This is a genomic window from Actinokineospora sp. HUAS TT18 (assembly GCF_051364635.1).
Classification (GTDB): domain Bacteria; phylum Actinomycetota; class Actinomycetes; order Mycobacteriales; family Pseudonocardiaceae; genus Actinokineospora.
Window position 1 is genome coordinate 1,650,717 of record NZ_CP195645.1, and the last position, 14,461, is coordinate 1,665,177.

Here is a 14,461-nt window from a genome sequence, read left to right on the forward strand (position 1 = left end):
ACGCCGATATACCTGGCCCGACGCCTAGCGGCGTTCGAGGTGGGGAACGAACGATGATCCAGGAGAACTGATCATGAAGGTTGGAAGCATGTTGGCGAAGGCCCTGCTCACCGCCGGGCTGGCGGTCGGGCTGGCACTGTCGACCGCGACGGGGGCGCAGGCGGCGCCGAGCGAGCCCGCCGCGCGGCCCGCGGGTGAGGCGGGGGTGCTCGGGGGCTGCGACTGGACCGGCTGCGGCACGGTCGTGAACAGCACGCCGCGCGGGTTCTGGGTCACGCTGAACTGGGGTCCGCCGCAGTCGGACTTCCGCTGGCTCAGCGCGTGGTCGCGGATGGGCGGCAACGGCACCGACGTCGACGGCATCGAAGTGGCCAACGGCTGCGTGATGTCCGGGGTGATCAACGGCCGGATCCCCGGCTACAACTACCCGTTCGTCTGGACGTCCGGCTGGCACAAGATCTGGACCAACGAGACCGCCTTCGTGACCGGCTACGTCTGCTGATCACACCCCCGAGCGGTGGCGGCGGCCCTCGTGGGGTGGGCCGCCGCCACCGGCGTCAGGCGCGGCGCCGGACCAGTGGCACCAGGTTGAGCACCAGGCCGACCACAGCGACAGCGGTCACCAGGTTGAGGCCAGGCCGGAACGCACTGAGGTCCGTCGGGGCGGTGTTGCTCGCGAGGACCGCGGTCACCACCGCCAGGATCAGCGCGGAGCCCACCTGGCCGGAGGTCTGGAGCAGCCCGGCCGCGAGCCCCTGTTCGGCGTCCTCGATGCCGTCGGTGCCCTGGGCCATGATCGCGCTGAAGCCGAAGCCGAACCCGCCGCCCAGCAGCAGCACCGCGGGCAGGATCGACACCGGGTAGCTCGGCGTCGTCCCGGCCGTCGACAGGAACCAGAGGTAGCCCAGGCTCAGCGACACCATGGAGGCCAGGATCAGCCGCGCGGTGCCGTAGCGGGTGATGAGCCTGCCCACCAGCGGCGAGCCGAACACCACCACGATGCCTGCGGGCAGCAGCGCGAACGCCATCGCCAGCGGCGCCCAGCCGAGCACGTTCTGCAGGTAGATCGTCATGATGAACTGGAAGCTGATGTAGGAGCCCATCAGCGCGATCACGCTGAGGTTGGCCCGCACGACCGAGCCGATCCGCAGGATGCCCAACCGGATCAGCGGGTGCGCGATCCGGTTCTCGATCACCACGAACGCCACCAGCAGCGCCGCGGCGACGACCGCGGAGCCCACGGTCAGCGGGTCGAGCCACCCGCGTTCTGGTGCGGTGACCACGGTGTAGACGGCCAGCAGCATTCCCGAGGTCAGGGTGACCGCGCCCCACAGATCGTGCCCGCCTTCGGCGCGCGTGTCGTCCTTAGGGATCAGACGCAGGCCGAAGAACAGCGCGCCGAGGGCCAGCGGCACCGGGGTCAGGAACGTCCAGCGCCAGCCCACGCTGGTGAGCAGGCCGCCCAGGATCAGGCCGAACGAGTACCCGCTCGCGCCGAAGACCGTGAAGATCGACAGCGCCCGGTTGCGAGCGGGCCCTTCGGCGAAGGTTGTAGTCAGGATGGACATGGCCGTCGGCGCGGTGAACGCGGCGGCCAACCCCTTGATGAACCGGGTGGCGATGAGCAGCACGCCGTCATCGACGAGCCCACCGACCAGCGACGCGACGGCGAACGCACCGAGGGCGATGAGGAAGACCCGGCGGCGGCCGAGCAGGTCGGCGGTACGGCCACCGAGCAGCAAGAGCCCGCCGTACCCGAGGACATACCCGTTGACCAGCCATTGCAGCGACGAGGCCGACATGCCGAGCTCCGCGCCGATCGACGGCAGCGCGACACCGACCATGGACACGTCCATGCCGTCGAGGAACAGCACGACGCAGAGCACGGCCAGCACACCCCAGAGCCGACCGGAGAAGACGACGGAGGCCCGCGTCTCAGCGGGCGTGAGTGACGTTTCGGTGAGAGACACAGCGGCGAAACTACATGCGCTCGCATCTAATGCACAAGCAACATATGCTTGAACATAAGATGCTTTGACATAAGTTTCCGACGCATGATAAGGTGCACGCCATGTCCCAGCGGGATGAACTCGTCGACCAATGGCGATCGCTGACGTTGAGCTACAACCAGATCGCCTGCAAACTCGACCGCACCCTCGACGAGTCCCACGGCATCAGCATGAGCGAGTTCGAAACCCTGGACCGCCTGGCCGCCGAAGACTGCGACAGCCTGCGCATGCTGGACTTGGCCGCGGCCATGTACCTGAGCCAGAGCGCTTTGTCCCGAACCGTCGCCCGCCTGGAGCGCGCGGGCCTGGTGGAGCGCGCCCTGTGCGCGGCCGACCGCCGCGGCGTCTTCGTCAAGATCACCGCCGAGGGCCGCACGCGCCACCGCGCCGCACGCGAGACCCACTTGGCGATCCTCAAAGAGCACCTGAGCACCTGAGACCCCAGAGGCGCAGGCCACCGAATCGGCACCGACTTGCGTGGCCGTCAGGGTTGATGTGCGCTATCGCTCCCTATCTGCCCTAATATAGGGAGCGATGAGGAATGATATGTACTCGGTCGAGCAGGTCGCGGACCTGCTCGGACTGCACGTGCGCACGGTCCGCGGCTACATCCGCTCCGGCCGCCTCAACGCCGTGCGCATCGGCAAGCAGTACCGCGTCGCCCAGGCCGATCTGGAAGCCCTGACCGGCCGCCCAGTCGCGCGACCCCCGGTCGAGGTCTCCAGCATCGTCCGCGTCGACGGCGTCGACCGCACCGCCGCCGACCGCCTGGGCACCCTAATCCAGGCCGCCGCGACCTCCCGCGGCCACACACCCCCGCTGCACATCCAGACCGTCCACGACGAGAACCGGAACCACATGACCATCGTGATCATGGGCGGTCTCACCGCCACCAACGACGTGCTGTCCCTTCTGGACTCAGTGCTGGACGGGGTCCTGCGCGATGCCTGACGTGGTACAGGAACGCGCGGGCACGCAGGTCATGGTGTGCGACCCGGACGGCCCGCCGATCACCACCGAGGAGGACGCCCTCCAACTGATCAGCGCGGTCTTCCACGGCGCGGAGGTCGTCGCCGTCCCCGCGAGCCGCCTCGGTGACTCCTTCTTCGCCCTCGAGACCCGCTTCGCGGGCGAGGTGATGCAGAAGTTCGTCAACTACCGGGTGCGCCTCGCCGTGGTCGGCGACATCAGCCACCACTTGGAACGCAGCTCGGCGCTGCGGGCACTGGTCCACGAGTCGAACCGCTCGAACCACGTCTGGTTCGTCCCCGACCTGGACGCCCTCGACACCAAACTGAGCGCCACCAAGCCGTGAGCACAGCCAGCTGATCGGCGTACTCGATAGGCTCGGCCCGCCATGAGGCCAGGCGTCCATCCCGTTCGCGGCCCCGACGAACGCTTCTGCCTGCGCGGCGAGCACGGACCAATTCGGCGAGCGGGACGTCGGCGTGACGGACGGCGCGGTAGAGGCCGGCCAGCGCCTGATAGTGATGTCCAGGCTGGCGGCGTTCGCTGCTGACCTGGACACGCGGGCGTACTTTGTCGACTGTGACCTGGCGTGATCCCGGACGGCTGCCCGTCGACGTGACCAGCTTCGTCGGACGCGGCCAGGAGACCGCCGAGGTCCGGCGCCTGCTGGGCGCGTCGCGGCTGGTCACGCTGACCGGGCCGGGCGGCGTCGGCAAGACCCGGCTGGCGCTGCGGGTGGCCGAGCAGGAGCGCGGGGCCCGGCTGGTCGAGCTGGCCGAACTGAACGACCCGGCGCTGGTCGCACACACGGTCGCCGGTCAGCTCGGCGTGCCCGACCCCGCAGGCGGCGACATCACCGACGCTCTCGTCGAGCACTTGGCCCACGTGCGCGGGCTGCTCGTGCTGGACAACTGCGAACACCTGGTCGACGCGGTGGCCAAGCTGGTCGACCGCGTCGCACGGGCCGCGCCGGAGGTCCGGGTACTCGCGACGAGCCGGGAGTCACTCGGCGTCGTCGGTGAGGTCGGCTTCGCGGTGCGGCCGCTGCCGGTGCCCGACCCGGAGACCGTGTCGTCGGCCGCCGAGGTGCTGGCCTACGACGGCGCGGGCCTGCTGGTCGACCGGGCGCTCGCGGTCCGACCGGACTTCGTCGTCGATGAGCACAACTACTCCGCCGTCGCCGCGCTGTGCGGGCGGCTCGACGGCATCCCGCTGGCGATCGAACTCGCCGCGGTGCGGCTGCGGTCGCTGTCGGTCGAGGAGATAGTGCAGCGGCTCGGGGACCGGTTCCGACTGCTGACCCTGGGCCGCCGCGTCGGGCCCGCCCGCCACCAGACGCTGCTGGCGACCATCGAGTGGAGCTACGCGCTGTGCTCACCCGCCGAGCGAGCACTGTGGGCGCGGGCGGCACTGTTCCCCGGCGGATTCGAACTCGACGCCATCGAGGCGGTCGCGGACGAACCGGACGTGCTCGACCTGCTCGCGTCCTTAGTGGACAAATCAATCCTTGCGGCCGAAGGCGGCGGCCACACGCGCTACGTCATGCTGGAGACCATCCGCGACTTCGGCCTCGGGCAGCTCGACTCGGCTGAGCTGGCTGCCCTGCGCCGCCGCCACCGCGACTTCTACGCGGATCTGATCGAGCGGTTGCGACTGGAGTACGCCGCGGGCGCTCCGGTGGCCGCGATCGCGCGAACGGCCCGCGAACAGGGCAACCTGCGTGCCGCGCTGGAATTCTGTGTGACCTCGGCAGGCGAGGCCCGCGCGGGTCTGCGCCTGGCCGCGGGCCTGCTCAACTACTGGTCGGGGGCGGTCCCGGCCGAAGGTGCCCAATGGCTCGACCGACTGCTTGACGCCGACCCCGAACCGAGCCGCGAGCGCGCCCAGGCCCTATGCGACCGCGCGTGGCTGCCGATCTCGCGGGAAGGCCAGTCAACGCTGGGCTTTCTCGACGAGGCCGACCGGATCATCGCCGAACTCGACATCGGGTCCGGGTTGGAGGCGACACTGGTCGAACGCTCGCGGGCGACCGTGCACCTGTCCGAGGGCCGCGTCACCGTGGCGGCCGAGATGCTGGCCCGGGTGGTGGACTGGTTCGACCGTTGGGTGCCCGGGACGGAATGGGAGCGCGTGTACCGCGAGTACTCGCTGCTCAACTCCCGCACCACTTTGGCCCACGCCTACAGCGCGGCCGGGGAGCCCCGCGAAGCCGAAGCCCTGCTGCGCGAGATCCTGCCGATCGCCTCCGCGCGTGGTCACCTGGCGCAGTTGTCGGTCGCGCGGTGGAACCTCGGCGCACTGCGGCTGGAGGACGGCGACTTGGCCGAGGCGTCCGATCTAGCCAGGAGCAGCCTGGTGATCGCCCGAGACATCGACGACCGGACGTGCGTCATGGACGGGATGCGCCTGCTGGGCCTCGTGGCCGCCGCCAAGGGCGACGCGGACCGCGCCGCGCTGCTGCTCGGCGCCACGGACGAGATCGACCACGACAACGCGTCGCTGATGATCAGCGGCTGGGAATCGGCCATGGTCGCCCGCTACCGCGCCCTCGCCCGCGCCGCGTTGGGAGACGAGGCGTTCTCGGCGGCCCACCGGCGCGGCGGTGAACTCACGACGGCAAACGCAGTCGCGTTGGCACTGGACGACAAGCCGAGTCGGCCACCGCGCCCGGTGAAGTCGTCGGCGCTGACGCGTCGCCAGCTTGAGGTCGCGAAACTCGTCGCCCAAGGCAAGAGCAACCGCGCCATCGCCGCCGCGTTGACCATCTCGATCCGCACCGCGGAGACCCACGTCGACCACATCCTGACGGCGCTGGGTTTCAACAACCGCGCCCAGATAGCCGCGTGGATGGCATCGTCCCGGGACGAGGTCTGAGGTACTGGTGCCCAGCAGCCAATCGGTTGACTTCACCACGCCGTGGACGCGCTTCCAGCCAATGCCCTCGCGAGCCAGGTGATGAGCGCGGCGACCACCGATGGCCGCGAATCATCTCCCGTGGCGTGCTCTGGACGGCGCCCTGCTCGGTGTGGACGTCGCTCGTCAGACTCACGGTCAGGTCGAGCAGGTTGTTGACGGAGTGGTAGGCGGCGGCTTCAAGACCGCCGGATGCGGTGGCGCAGGAGCGCGAAGCACGCTCGTCCGTACATCTGTGGCTTTGAGCGGGTTGGTCTTGGTGTCCATGCCTTCGGGCGTCCGTTGTGGTGGTGGAGGGCGATCGCGGCGGTGGACGAGTTCGATGTCCCGTTCGATGCCTCGGGCGGAGGCGTGCACGCGGCTGGATCCGCCTCGCGCGCGGCGGTGCCCCATGGCGCTAGCCGGGCCGGGTTGTCCTCACGGGGGGGCGAGTAGGGCGGCGAAGGATCGCACGAGGTTGGCCGAGGTCGCCCGCTCACGGCAGGCGGCGGTCAGCGCTCCGAATCGTTGGTGTTGCCTGCCGATGAGGACACCCGCCCGGGACAGGGACCAACTGCCATGGCACCGAGGACCTTGGCCGCGGCAAAGGGCGACGTTGTTCCCTCCTTTGCCGCCGCCGGTGCGCCGAGGCTCAAGGGCGTCCGGCGAGGAAGGGAACACCATGAGTCGTCGACAACTACCGCTGTACGCGATCGCTCTGGCCATTCTGGTCGTCGGGCTGGCCTTCGCCGGGGTGCCGATGTCGACACTGCTGATCGCACTGGCCTGCCCACTGATGATGATGTTCATGATGGGCGGCCACGGCCACGGTCACGGTCACGGTGGATCCGACCAGCACGCTGACAGATCGGGCGAGCAGGACCGCGACCACCGTTCCGCCTCCGGCCCGGCCATAGCAGGGCGAGCGGACTGACCGCGCGACCAGTGTCCATAATGGAGGGTGCACGATGATGTTCTGGTACGGCAACGGAATGGGCGGCTGGGGATACGCCCTCATGACCGTCAGCACAGTCTTGTTCTGGGCGCTGCTGCTAGCCGGGGCGGTAGCGCTGGTCCGCCACCTCGGGCGTGGCACCCGGTCCGCACAAGGTGGACCCCCGCCGCAGCCGCAGAATCCTGAGCAGGTGCTGGCCGCGCGGTTCGCCCGCGGTGACATCGACGCCGAGGAGTACCAGCGGCGTCTGGACACCCTGCGCGGCAACGCGCGGCCCGACGTCACGGCTTGAGTGGCCCAACCATCACAGACCACAAAGGCGGCGGAAGGCAGGTGGGCACATGGGCTCGACCACCCGGGCCGAACCGCCCCCGACCATCGCGGCGGTGCGGGTCCGCGATGCGACCGGGGTGCCGGTCCTGGCCGCGTCCGGGATCGAGAAGGGCTACCACCGCGGGATCTGGCCAGCCCGCCGCCGCCTGGACGTCCTGCGTGGCGCCGACCTGACCCTGTCCCCCGGCGAGGTCGTCGGCCTCGTCGGCGAGAACGGATCCGGCAAGTCGACGCTGATGAAGATCCTCGTCGGGGCGCTGCGCCCGGACGCAGGCACGGTCGCGGTGTCCGGGCGGCTCGGGTACTGCCCGCAGGAGCCGGTGGTCTACGACCGGCTGACCTGTGACGAGCACTTCGAGTTGTTCGGCCGGGCCTACCGGATGAGCCCGCAGGCAGAGCGCGCCTCCCGCCGCGGGCTGTACACGGCGTTGGGCTTCGAGCGCTACGCGGCCACCCGGGCCGACCAGCTCTCCGGTGGGACGCTGGCCAAACTCAACCTGGGTCTCGCTCTGCTCGCCGACCCGGAGGTGCTACTGCTCGATGAGCCTTACTCGGGGTTCGACTGGGACACCTATCTGAGGTTCTGGCAGTTGGTCGCGCAGCGCCGGGAGTCCGGGCGCTCGGTGCTGATCATCAGCCACTTCGTCGCCGACGAGGAACGCTTCGATCGAATCGTGGACCTGCGCGACGGTCGCACGGTGCCGCGATGACCGGCGGGCGGACCGACAGGATGACAACGGTGCTGTTCGCGCGCCGGTTCCTGGCCGACTACGCCCGCAACCCGGTCAACCCGGTGGTGCTGGTGCTGGTGCCAGTGGTGTTCGTCGTGCTAGCGGCCGGTTCGATGGCCGAGGCGGCCAAACTGCTCGGCGGCACCGGTCCGTCGGTGGAGACAGCCGCGGCCGGGTGGGCGGCCGGGTTCCTCGCCGGTATCGCCATGTACTTCCAGTTGCGCGCCGCGCGCGCGGCCGATCGCAGGCTCGTCCTCGCCGGCCTGCCCGCGCGCCGCATGGTCGCCGCCCGCATCGGAACCGGTCTGATGTTGGCGGTGTTGGCGTCCGCGGCCGCCCTGGTGGCTCTCGCCGCACGCACCGGCATCGACGACCCGTGGCGCGTCACCGCGGGCACACTCATGTTCGCCATGACCTACCTGGCGATCGGCGCGGTGATCGGCGTGCTGGTAAGCAACCCCGTGAACGGGACTGTTCTGGTGCTGTTCGTGTGGATCGCCGACGTGTTCTTCGGCCCCGCGGTCGGTTCCCCGGACCAGCAGGCCACCCGGTGGCTGCCGACTCACTTCGCCACGTTTTGGATGGTCGACCTTCCCTCCCGACACGGCGGCCGCGCCGGCGATCTCGGCTGGGCACTGGCCTGGGCGCTCGGCGGCCTGGTGGTCGCCTGCCTTGTCGTCGCGGCCACCACCCGGGTGACGGGACGCCGCCTGCCGCGAGCGGGACAGTTCGCGACCGGGTTGCGCATGGGCATGCGGGACTACCGCCGCAACCCGGTGCTGTGGGCCCTGCTGATCGCGGTACCGGTAGTGTTCATCTGGCTGTCCAAAGTGGTCACCCCAGACGGGCCGATGACACTGTCCCTTGTGGATGACGGCAGCAGGTCGGAGTTCACGTTCTGGCTTCCGGACATGCACGCGGGCACCATGACGCCGATCGCCATCGCGTCGCTGGCGACCTTGGCCGGACTGTTCGTCATCCTCGACGCGCGGACCGCGGATCAACGGCTTGCACTCGCAGGCTTCCGCACCGGTGCACTGCTGGCCGCCCGGCTGGGGGTGATCCTCGGCGCGGCGCTTCTGGTCACAATCGCGTCCCTCGCGGTCACCGCGATGGTGTTCGACGCCCGGCAGTGGGGCGTCTACGCCGCGGGCAACGCGCTGCTGGCCCTCACTTACGCCCTGCTCGGCGTGTGCCTCGGACCGGTTTTCGGCCGCGTGTCGGGAGTGCTCATCGCCTTCCTCGTCCCGTTCCTGGACATCGGCATCGCGCAAAGCCCCATGCTGCGCGCCCAACCGCCGGACTGGGCCCGATTCCTGCCCGGCTATGGCGCCGACCGCGTCCTGCTCGACGGCGGGCTCACCGAGACCTTCGACGAGACCGGGCCCCTGCTGCTCGGACTCGGCTGGCTGCTCGCACTCGGCCTGCTCGCCGCCCGACTGTTCCGCAAGGACGCGACATGAGCCCACTCAACCGCCGCGCCTTCCTCGGCGCGACCGCACTCGGGATGCTCACGGCATGCACCCCAGCGGTACGCACCACCCCGCTGGTTCTGCCCACCGACCCGCGGGTCGGCGAGGTCGAAGCCGCTCGCCGCGCTACCGGCCGCACCCACAAGGTCACTCTCACGGCCGCGCCGAGCCAGGTCGACCTTGGCGGCCCGGTCGTGGACACCTGGACCTACGACGGCGCCATACCCGGACACGAGATCCGGGTCACCGCGGGTGACGTGATCGAAGCCCGAGTGGTCAACAGGCTTCCCTCGGACAGCTCGATCCACTGGCACGGTCTGGCGCTGCGCAACGACATGGACGGCGCACCCGATCTCACCCAGGCCGCGATCACTCCGGGCGAGGAGTTCGTCTACCGGTTCACCGCCACGACGCCAGGAACCTATTGGTTCCACCCACACAGCGGCACGCAGCTCGACCGCGGTCTGTACGCGCCACTCATCGTCGAGGACTCGAGTGATCCCGGCGCCTACGACGCGGAGTGGGTGGCCATCCTCGACGATTGGATCGACGGCATCGGCACCACTCCCGACCAGGTGCTCGCCGACCTGCGCCGGGGCGGCGGCCATTCCATGCACGGCATGGGCGCCCAGGCACTCGGCGGGGACGTCACCTACCCGCACTACCTGATCAACGGCCGCGTCCCGACCGCACCCACCACCTTCACCGCCGAGGCCGGACAACGGGTGCGCATCCGACTCATCAACGCGGCCTCCGACACCGCGTTCCGGGTCGCACTCGGCGGCCACAGCCTGCGGGTCACCCACACCGACGGTTTCCCGGTCATCCCCGCGGACACCGACGCGCTGCTGATCGGTATGGGCGAGCGCTACGACGCGCTGGTCACCCTCGCCGACGGCGTGTTCCCGCTGGTGGCGCTGGCCGAGGGCAAGAACGGCGCCGCTTTCGCGATCGTCCGAACCGGGATCGGCGACGCACCAGGGCCCGGTATCCGGCCCAGCGAGCTGTACCGCACCACAATCGGCTATGCGAACCTGAAAGCCGCCGCCGCCGTCACGCTGTCCCCCAAGCCGCCCGACATCGTGCACCGGCTCGCGCTCACCGGCGGCATGATGGACTATGAGTGGGGGATCAACGGCCGCGCGGGCGACCTCGCCGGCCGAGCGCGCGTCCACGAAGGACAGCGGGTCCGGGTGCGGTTCGTCAACACAACCATGATGTGGCACCCCATGCACATCCACGGCCACACGTTCCAGCTCGGCGGATCCGGCCCGCGCAAGGACACCGCCATCGTCCTGTCCGGCCAGACCATCGACTGCGACTTCGACGCCGACAACCCCGGGCAGTGGATGGCCCACTGCCACAACACCTACCACGCCGAAGCCGGAATGATGACCGTGCTCGGCTACCAAGCCTGAAACGACCGCGGCGTCACCGCGGGCTGTTGACGGGTGGGCGGTTGCCTGCGGGGGCAGGACGCGACCTGACAGCCCGAGCCACGGGCGCCAGACCGAGCCACACGGCCACGACCGCGGCGACGAAGGTCAGCACCCCGGTTCCCTCATAGAAGACATTGCTCGCGGCGGGCGACCACAGGTGCATGGCCGTCGCAACGACCTCCGCGTCCCCACCGGGCAGGATCGTCGTGTTGTCGAGCCCCAGCGACTTGAGGACGTGGTCGAGGAACCCGTCGACGAAACCGAACCACAACGCGACCATCGCGGCGAAGACGCCGAACAGGCCCGCCGCCACTCGGCTCTTCGTACTGTTCCACCAGAACAGCAGAGCCAGCGGTCCGACGATCAGGACGGCTCCGGGGAACACCAGGTCCCACCCGAGCCGAAAGACATGATGCACGGTGGTCACGACGCCGGTGACGCTGACGGCGATCGCCGAGTTCCGCATGACAGCTCCTCAGGGTTGTATAGTACAACTGTCTAGGACGAACGTACCCGTGCGGAGTTGTGTCACACAACCATGGAGGTGACCGTGACGGAGCTGGACCATCTGGATTCGGCCATGAACGCGCTGTTTCTCCTGCGTGGCGTACTTGAGCCGACCCGGGAGGCCGACGGCCTGGGCGCATCGATCTCGGAGTCGCTGGCCCTGCGGTTCCTCGACCAAACGGGCGAGTGCGCCCAGGGAACGCTCGCCGATCACCTTGGGCTGGAGAAGAGCACGGTCAGCCGCCTGGTCGACGCCATGGTCGCGAAGGGGTGGATCGGCAAGGACCGGTCCGCGACCAACCGCCGGTTCGTCACCCTGACCCTCACGCCCGCGGGACGGGAATTCGCGACCGAAGTGGCCGAGGCGATCCGACGCAGACACATCGCCATGTTCACGAACATGTCGCCGGACGAGCGCGCCGCCGTCGCCATCGCGCTGCCCGCGCTCGTCCGGGCACTCAAGGCACCAGAGGCACACGACGGGGAACGGTCACACCGGTAGCGACCACGTCGCCGCGCTGCCGAAATGACCTCGCCGGACGGTCCAATCGAGTACTAACCGTGTCCACACGGTCCGGCTGAGTAGTTGGCGGCAACTGGCGAGGTGCGTCCGACCCCACGCGGACATCCCCCGCATACCCACCTGCGAGACCTACCGGGCGATCGACTGCGGTTGGCGCACGTCGAGCGGTTCCACCCAGCCGTCCATGGGAGATCCGTATGTCCAGAGATCACGGATTCTTCCCGTGACGGCAATTGGGCCATTTCGGGGAGTTTCGCGGAGCCTGGCCCCATCCCCTTGCACGATGTACAACCGAGGCATAGTTTCGCCGAGTCGGGGAACGTGCGCGCACCCCGGGAGGCGAACATGCGTAGTCAAAGGCGACTGCGTCGAACAGCCCTGCTCAGCTCCGTCACCCTGGTCATCGGTGTCATGGTGACCGGCGTGTCCCAAGCTCACCCCGACCATCCGGGCAGCGGAGGCCGGGAGGACTTCCCCGGCGAAGGCGTCGCCGACGGGATGTACAAACAGCACGACGGCACCGAAGGCCACCTTCCGCCGGTCAACAACAACGTCACCGTCGTCGGCAAGGCCGAGGTGACGAACCCCGCTGGCACCGGCAACACCGGCCGGGTCGCCGACGTAACCGCTTTCGGCGACTATGCCTATCTCACCGCGTTCCGGGAGCCGACTTGCGAACAGACCGGTGTTCACGTCATGGACATCTCCGACCCGGCCAACCCGGCCGAGGTCCTCGACGCGTTCATCCCCACCAGCGCGGGCTCCTACGCCGGTGAGGGCATCCAGGTCCTGCACATGGAAAACGCCTACTTCTCCGGTGACCTGCTGGCCCACCAGAACGAGACCTGCCCCGGCGTGACTCCGCCACCGCCGAACCTCGGTGGAATCTCCTTGTGGGACGTGACCGATCCCCGCGACCCGCGGCCGGTCGCGCTGCACACCGGCGACTTCACCAACCCGGGCGGTGGCCTGGACCCGGCGCCGAACCAGACCCACAGCATGCGCATGTGGACGAACAGCTTCGACGGGAAGACGTACGTCGTGCTCGTCGATGACGAGGAGCAGGCCGACGTCGACATCATGGACATCACCGACCCGTTCCACCCGGTGATGGTCAACGACACGCTCGACCTGGACGTGCTGTTCGGCGTCGACCAAGCAAGCCCGGCCAGCCTGACCTCGGTGTTCAGCCACGACATGATGGTCACCAAGATCGGCCAGCGGTACGTGATGAACATGAACTACTGGGACGGCGGCTACGTGCTGCTCGACGTGACCGACCCGCGGCCGGGCAAGATCACGCTGATCGCCGAGTCCGACTACGCCGCCTTGGACGAGGAGCGCCTGGCCCGCGGGCACTCGATCTCGCCGGAGGGCAACTCCCACCAGTCCGAACTGTCGCCGAACAAGAAGTTCCTGCTCGGCACCGACGAGGACTTCAACCCGTTCCGGGTGACCGCGACGATCGACTCCGGCCCGTACGCGGGCACGTCCTACATCGCGACGCAGGCCAGCGACACCCCGCCGATCGACCAGGACACCGAGATCAGCGGGCCGACCACCTATGTCGGTGACGCGTGCGCCTCGCTGCCCGCCGGGACAGGGACCGCGCTCGTCGAACGCGGCACGTGCCCCTTCCAGGCCAAGCTGGACAACATCACCGCCGCGGGCTACTCGGCGGGGATCGTGTTCCAGAACGTGCGCGCCGACTGCCTCGCCGGGGTCACCATGCTGGCCGACGGCGACATCCCCTACGTGTTCGTCAACCGGCTCGTCGGGCTCCAACTGCTCGGCGTCGCGGGCGTGACCGAGGCCAACGCGTGCACCACCCCGAGTCCGGCAGCGGGCAGCCCGACCGCGAGCACTACGATCCGCGCGGTGTTCGACGGATGGGGCTACGTCAGGCTGTTCGGCACGGAGATCTCACCCAAGGTCGGCGTCCCGGGTTCGATCACCCAGATCGACACCTACAGCGTCCCCGAGGCACAGGACCCGGCTTACGCCAACGGATTCGGCGATCTGTCGGTGCACGAGGTCGCGATGGACCCCGACAACAGCAATATCGCCTACATCTCCTACTACGCGGCCGGATTCCGCGTGGTGGACTACGGGAAGAACGGCATCCAGGAAGTCGGCGCCTTCATCGACGAGGGCGGCAACAACTTCTGGGGCGTCGAGGTCTGGAAGGACGAGACCGGCCAGACCTACATCCTCGGCAGCGACCGGGACTTCGGCCTCTACATCTTCCGCTTCAACGGCTGAGCCAGAAACGCCAGTGGCGCCCCCGGCAACCAGCCGGGGGCGCCGCGGGCAGGAGTTCACGCGGCGCCGACAACAAGTTGTGACCCGACGTGTACGACCCAGTGGCCGGGATGACGAGGTAGCCGACCGCCTCGGTCATGAACTTGTCCCCGAGGCCGAAATCGGTTGTGGTGGACCAATCCACCGTCGACATCAGTTTGTCGACGTTGGGAGTCTGTCCCGGCTTGAGCGCGCACAGCGTCGAGAGCTCGACGTCGTACGTGCGCAACGTGACGCCGGGCTGCTGTTCCGGGATGGCGGCGGTCGCCGTCGCGGACGTGACGAAGAATGATGTCGCTACGCCCAACAGGGCGCCAACGGCACCCAGCC

General features: G+C 69.0%; 15 protein-coding genes. 12 read left to right on the forward strand and 3 right to left on the reverse strand.

Annotated features, from left to right (window positions below):
• The first annotated feature begins 88 nt into the window (after positions 1–88).
• Positions 89–502, forward strand: coding sequence for a hypothetical protein (locus ACSHT8_RS07205; RefSeq protein ID WP_436498928.1), 414 nt, complete (start codon positions 89–91; stop codon positions 500–502).
• A 55-nt stretch (positions 503–557) separates the two neighbouring features.
• Here the strand turns inward: ACSHT8_RS07205 and ACSHT8_RS07210 are convergent, their stop codons facing one another.
• Complete coding sequence (locus ACSHT8_RS07210; protein WP_436502006.1) at positions 558–1,895, reverse strand: MFS transporter; 1,338 nt, start codon at positions 1,893–1,895, stop codon at positions 558–560.
• A 176-nt stretch (positions 1,896–2,071) separates the two neighbouring features.
• On the opposite strand from ACSHT8_RS07210, the gene ACSHT8_RS07215 reads away from it, so the two are divergent.
• The 9 genes from ACSHT8_RS07215 to ACSHT8_RS07255 all read left to right on the forward strand — a co-directional run bounded on the left by ACSHT8_RS07215 (position 2,072) and on the right by ACSHT8_RS07255 (position 10,779).
• The gene (locus ACSHT8_RS07215; protein WP_436498930.1) at positions 2,072–2,446 is read left to right on the forward strand and encodes a MarR family winged helix-turn-helix transcriptional regulator; all 375 of its coding nucleotides are present in this window, start codon (positions 2,072–2,074) and stop codon (positions 2,444–2,446) included.
• 97 nt (positions 2,447–2,543) lie between these two features.
• Positions 2,544–2,960 carry a helix-turn-helix domain-containing protein gene (locus tag ACSHT8_RS07220; RefSeq protein ID WP_436498931.1) on the forward strand — a complete coding sequence of 139 codons (417 nt, stop codon included), beginning with the start codon at positions 2,544–2,546 and terminating at the stop codon, positions 2,958–2,960.
• Positions 2,953–3,324, forward strand: coding sequence for a DUF4180 domain-containing protein (locus ACSHT8_RS07225; protein WP_436498933.1), 372 nt, complete (start codon positions 2,953–2,955; stop codon positions 3,322–3,324). The genes ACSHT8_RS07220 and ACSHT8_RS07225 overlap by 8 nt, the downstream gene beginning before the upstream one ends.
• A 233-nt stretch (positions 3,325–3,557) precedes the next feature.
• Positions 3,558–5,852 carry a helix-turn-helix transcriptional regulator gene (locus ACSHT8_RS07230; protein ID WP_436498935.1) on the forward strand — a complete coding sequence of 765 codons (2,295 nt, stop codon included), beginning with the start codon at positions 3,558–3,560 and terminating at the stop codon, positions 5,850–5,852.
• A gap of 700 nt (positions 5,853–6,552) precedes the next feature.
• Positions 6,553–6,804: a DUF2933 domain-containing protein gene (locus tag ACSHT8_RS07235; RefSeq protein WP_436498937.1), complete on the forward strand. Its 252-nt coding sequence runs from the start codon at positions 6,553–6,555 to the stop codon at positions 6,802–6,804.
• A 34-nt stretch (positions 6,805–6,838) separates the two neighbouring features.
• Positions 6,839–7,117 carry an SHOCT domain-containing protein gene (locus ACSHT8_RS07240; protein ID WP_436498939.1) on the forward strand — a complete coding sequence of 93 codons (279 nt, stop codon included), beginning with the start codon at positions 6,839–6,841 and terminating at the stop codon, positions 7,115–7,117.
• 49 nt (positions 7,118–7,166) lie between these two features.
• Positions 7,167–7,868 (forward strand): ABC transporter ATP-binding protein, encoded by a 702-nt coding sequence (locus ACSHT8_RS07245; RefSeq protein ID WP_436498941.1) that lies wholly within the window; start codon positions 7,167–7,169, stop codon positions 7,866–7,868.
• Positions 7,865–9,352 carry an ABC transporter permease gene (locus tag ACSHT8_RS07250; protein WP_436498943.1) on the forward strand — a complete coding sequence of 496 codons (1,488 nt, stop codon included), beginning with the start codon at positions 7,865–7,867 and terminating at the stop codon, positions 9,350–9,352. The genes ACSHT8_RS07245 and ACSHT8_RS07250 overlap by 4 nt, the downstream gene beginning before the upstream one ends.
• Complete coding sequence (locus ACSHT8_RS07255; RefSeq protein ID WP_436498945.1) at positions 9,349–10,779, forward strand: multicopper oxidase family protein; 1,431 nt, start codon at positions 9,349–9,351, stop codon at positions 10,777–10,779. The genes ACSHT8_RS07250 and ACSHT8_RS07255 overlap by 4 nt, the downstream gene beginning before the upstream one ends.
• Before the next feature lie 13 nt (positions 10,780–10,792).
• On the opposite strand, the gene ACSHT8_RS07260 is transcribed toward ACSHT8_RS07255, so the two are convergent.
• A complete protein-coding gene (locus ACSHT8_RS07260; RefSeq protein ID WP_436498947.1) occupies positions 10,793–11,266 on the reverse strand; it encodes a hypothetical protein in 474 nt (157 codons plus the stop codon).
• Between the two features lie 84 nt (positions 11,267–11,350).
• Between ACSHT8_RS07260 and ACSHT8_RS07265 the strand changes: the two genes are divergently transcribed.
• Together ACSHT8_RS07265 and ACSHT8_RS07270 are read left to right on the forward strand one after the other, a co-directional pair.
• The gene (locus tag ACSHT8_RS07265) at positions 11,351–11,809 is read left to right on the forward strand and encodes a MarR family winged helix-turn-helix transcriptional regulator (protein ID WP_436498949.1); all 459 of its coding nucleotides are present in this window, start codon (positions 11,351–11,353) and stop codon (positions 11,807–11,809) included.
• A gap of 366 nt (positions 11,810–12,175) precedes the next feature.
• On the forward strand, positions 12,176–14,092 hold the full coding sequence (locus tag ACSHT8_RS07270) for a PA domain-containing protein (RefSeq protein WP_436498951.1): 1,917 nt from the start codon (positions 12,176–12,178) through the stop codon (positions 14,090–14,092).
• Here the strand turns inward: ACSHT8_RS07270 and ACSHT8_RS07275 are convergent.
• Positions 14,082–14,438: a hypothetical protein gene (locus tag ACSHT8_RS07275; RefSeq protein ID WP_436498953.1), complete on the reverse strand. Its 357-nt coding sequence runs from the start codon at positions 14,436–14,438 to the stop codon at positions 14,082–14,084. The genes ACSHT8_RS07270 and ACSHT8_RS07275 overlap by 11 nt on opposite strands.
• Between the last annotated feature and the right edge of the window lie 23 nt (positions 14,439–14,461).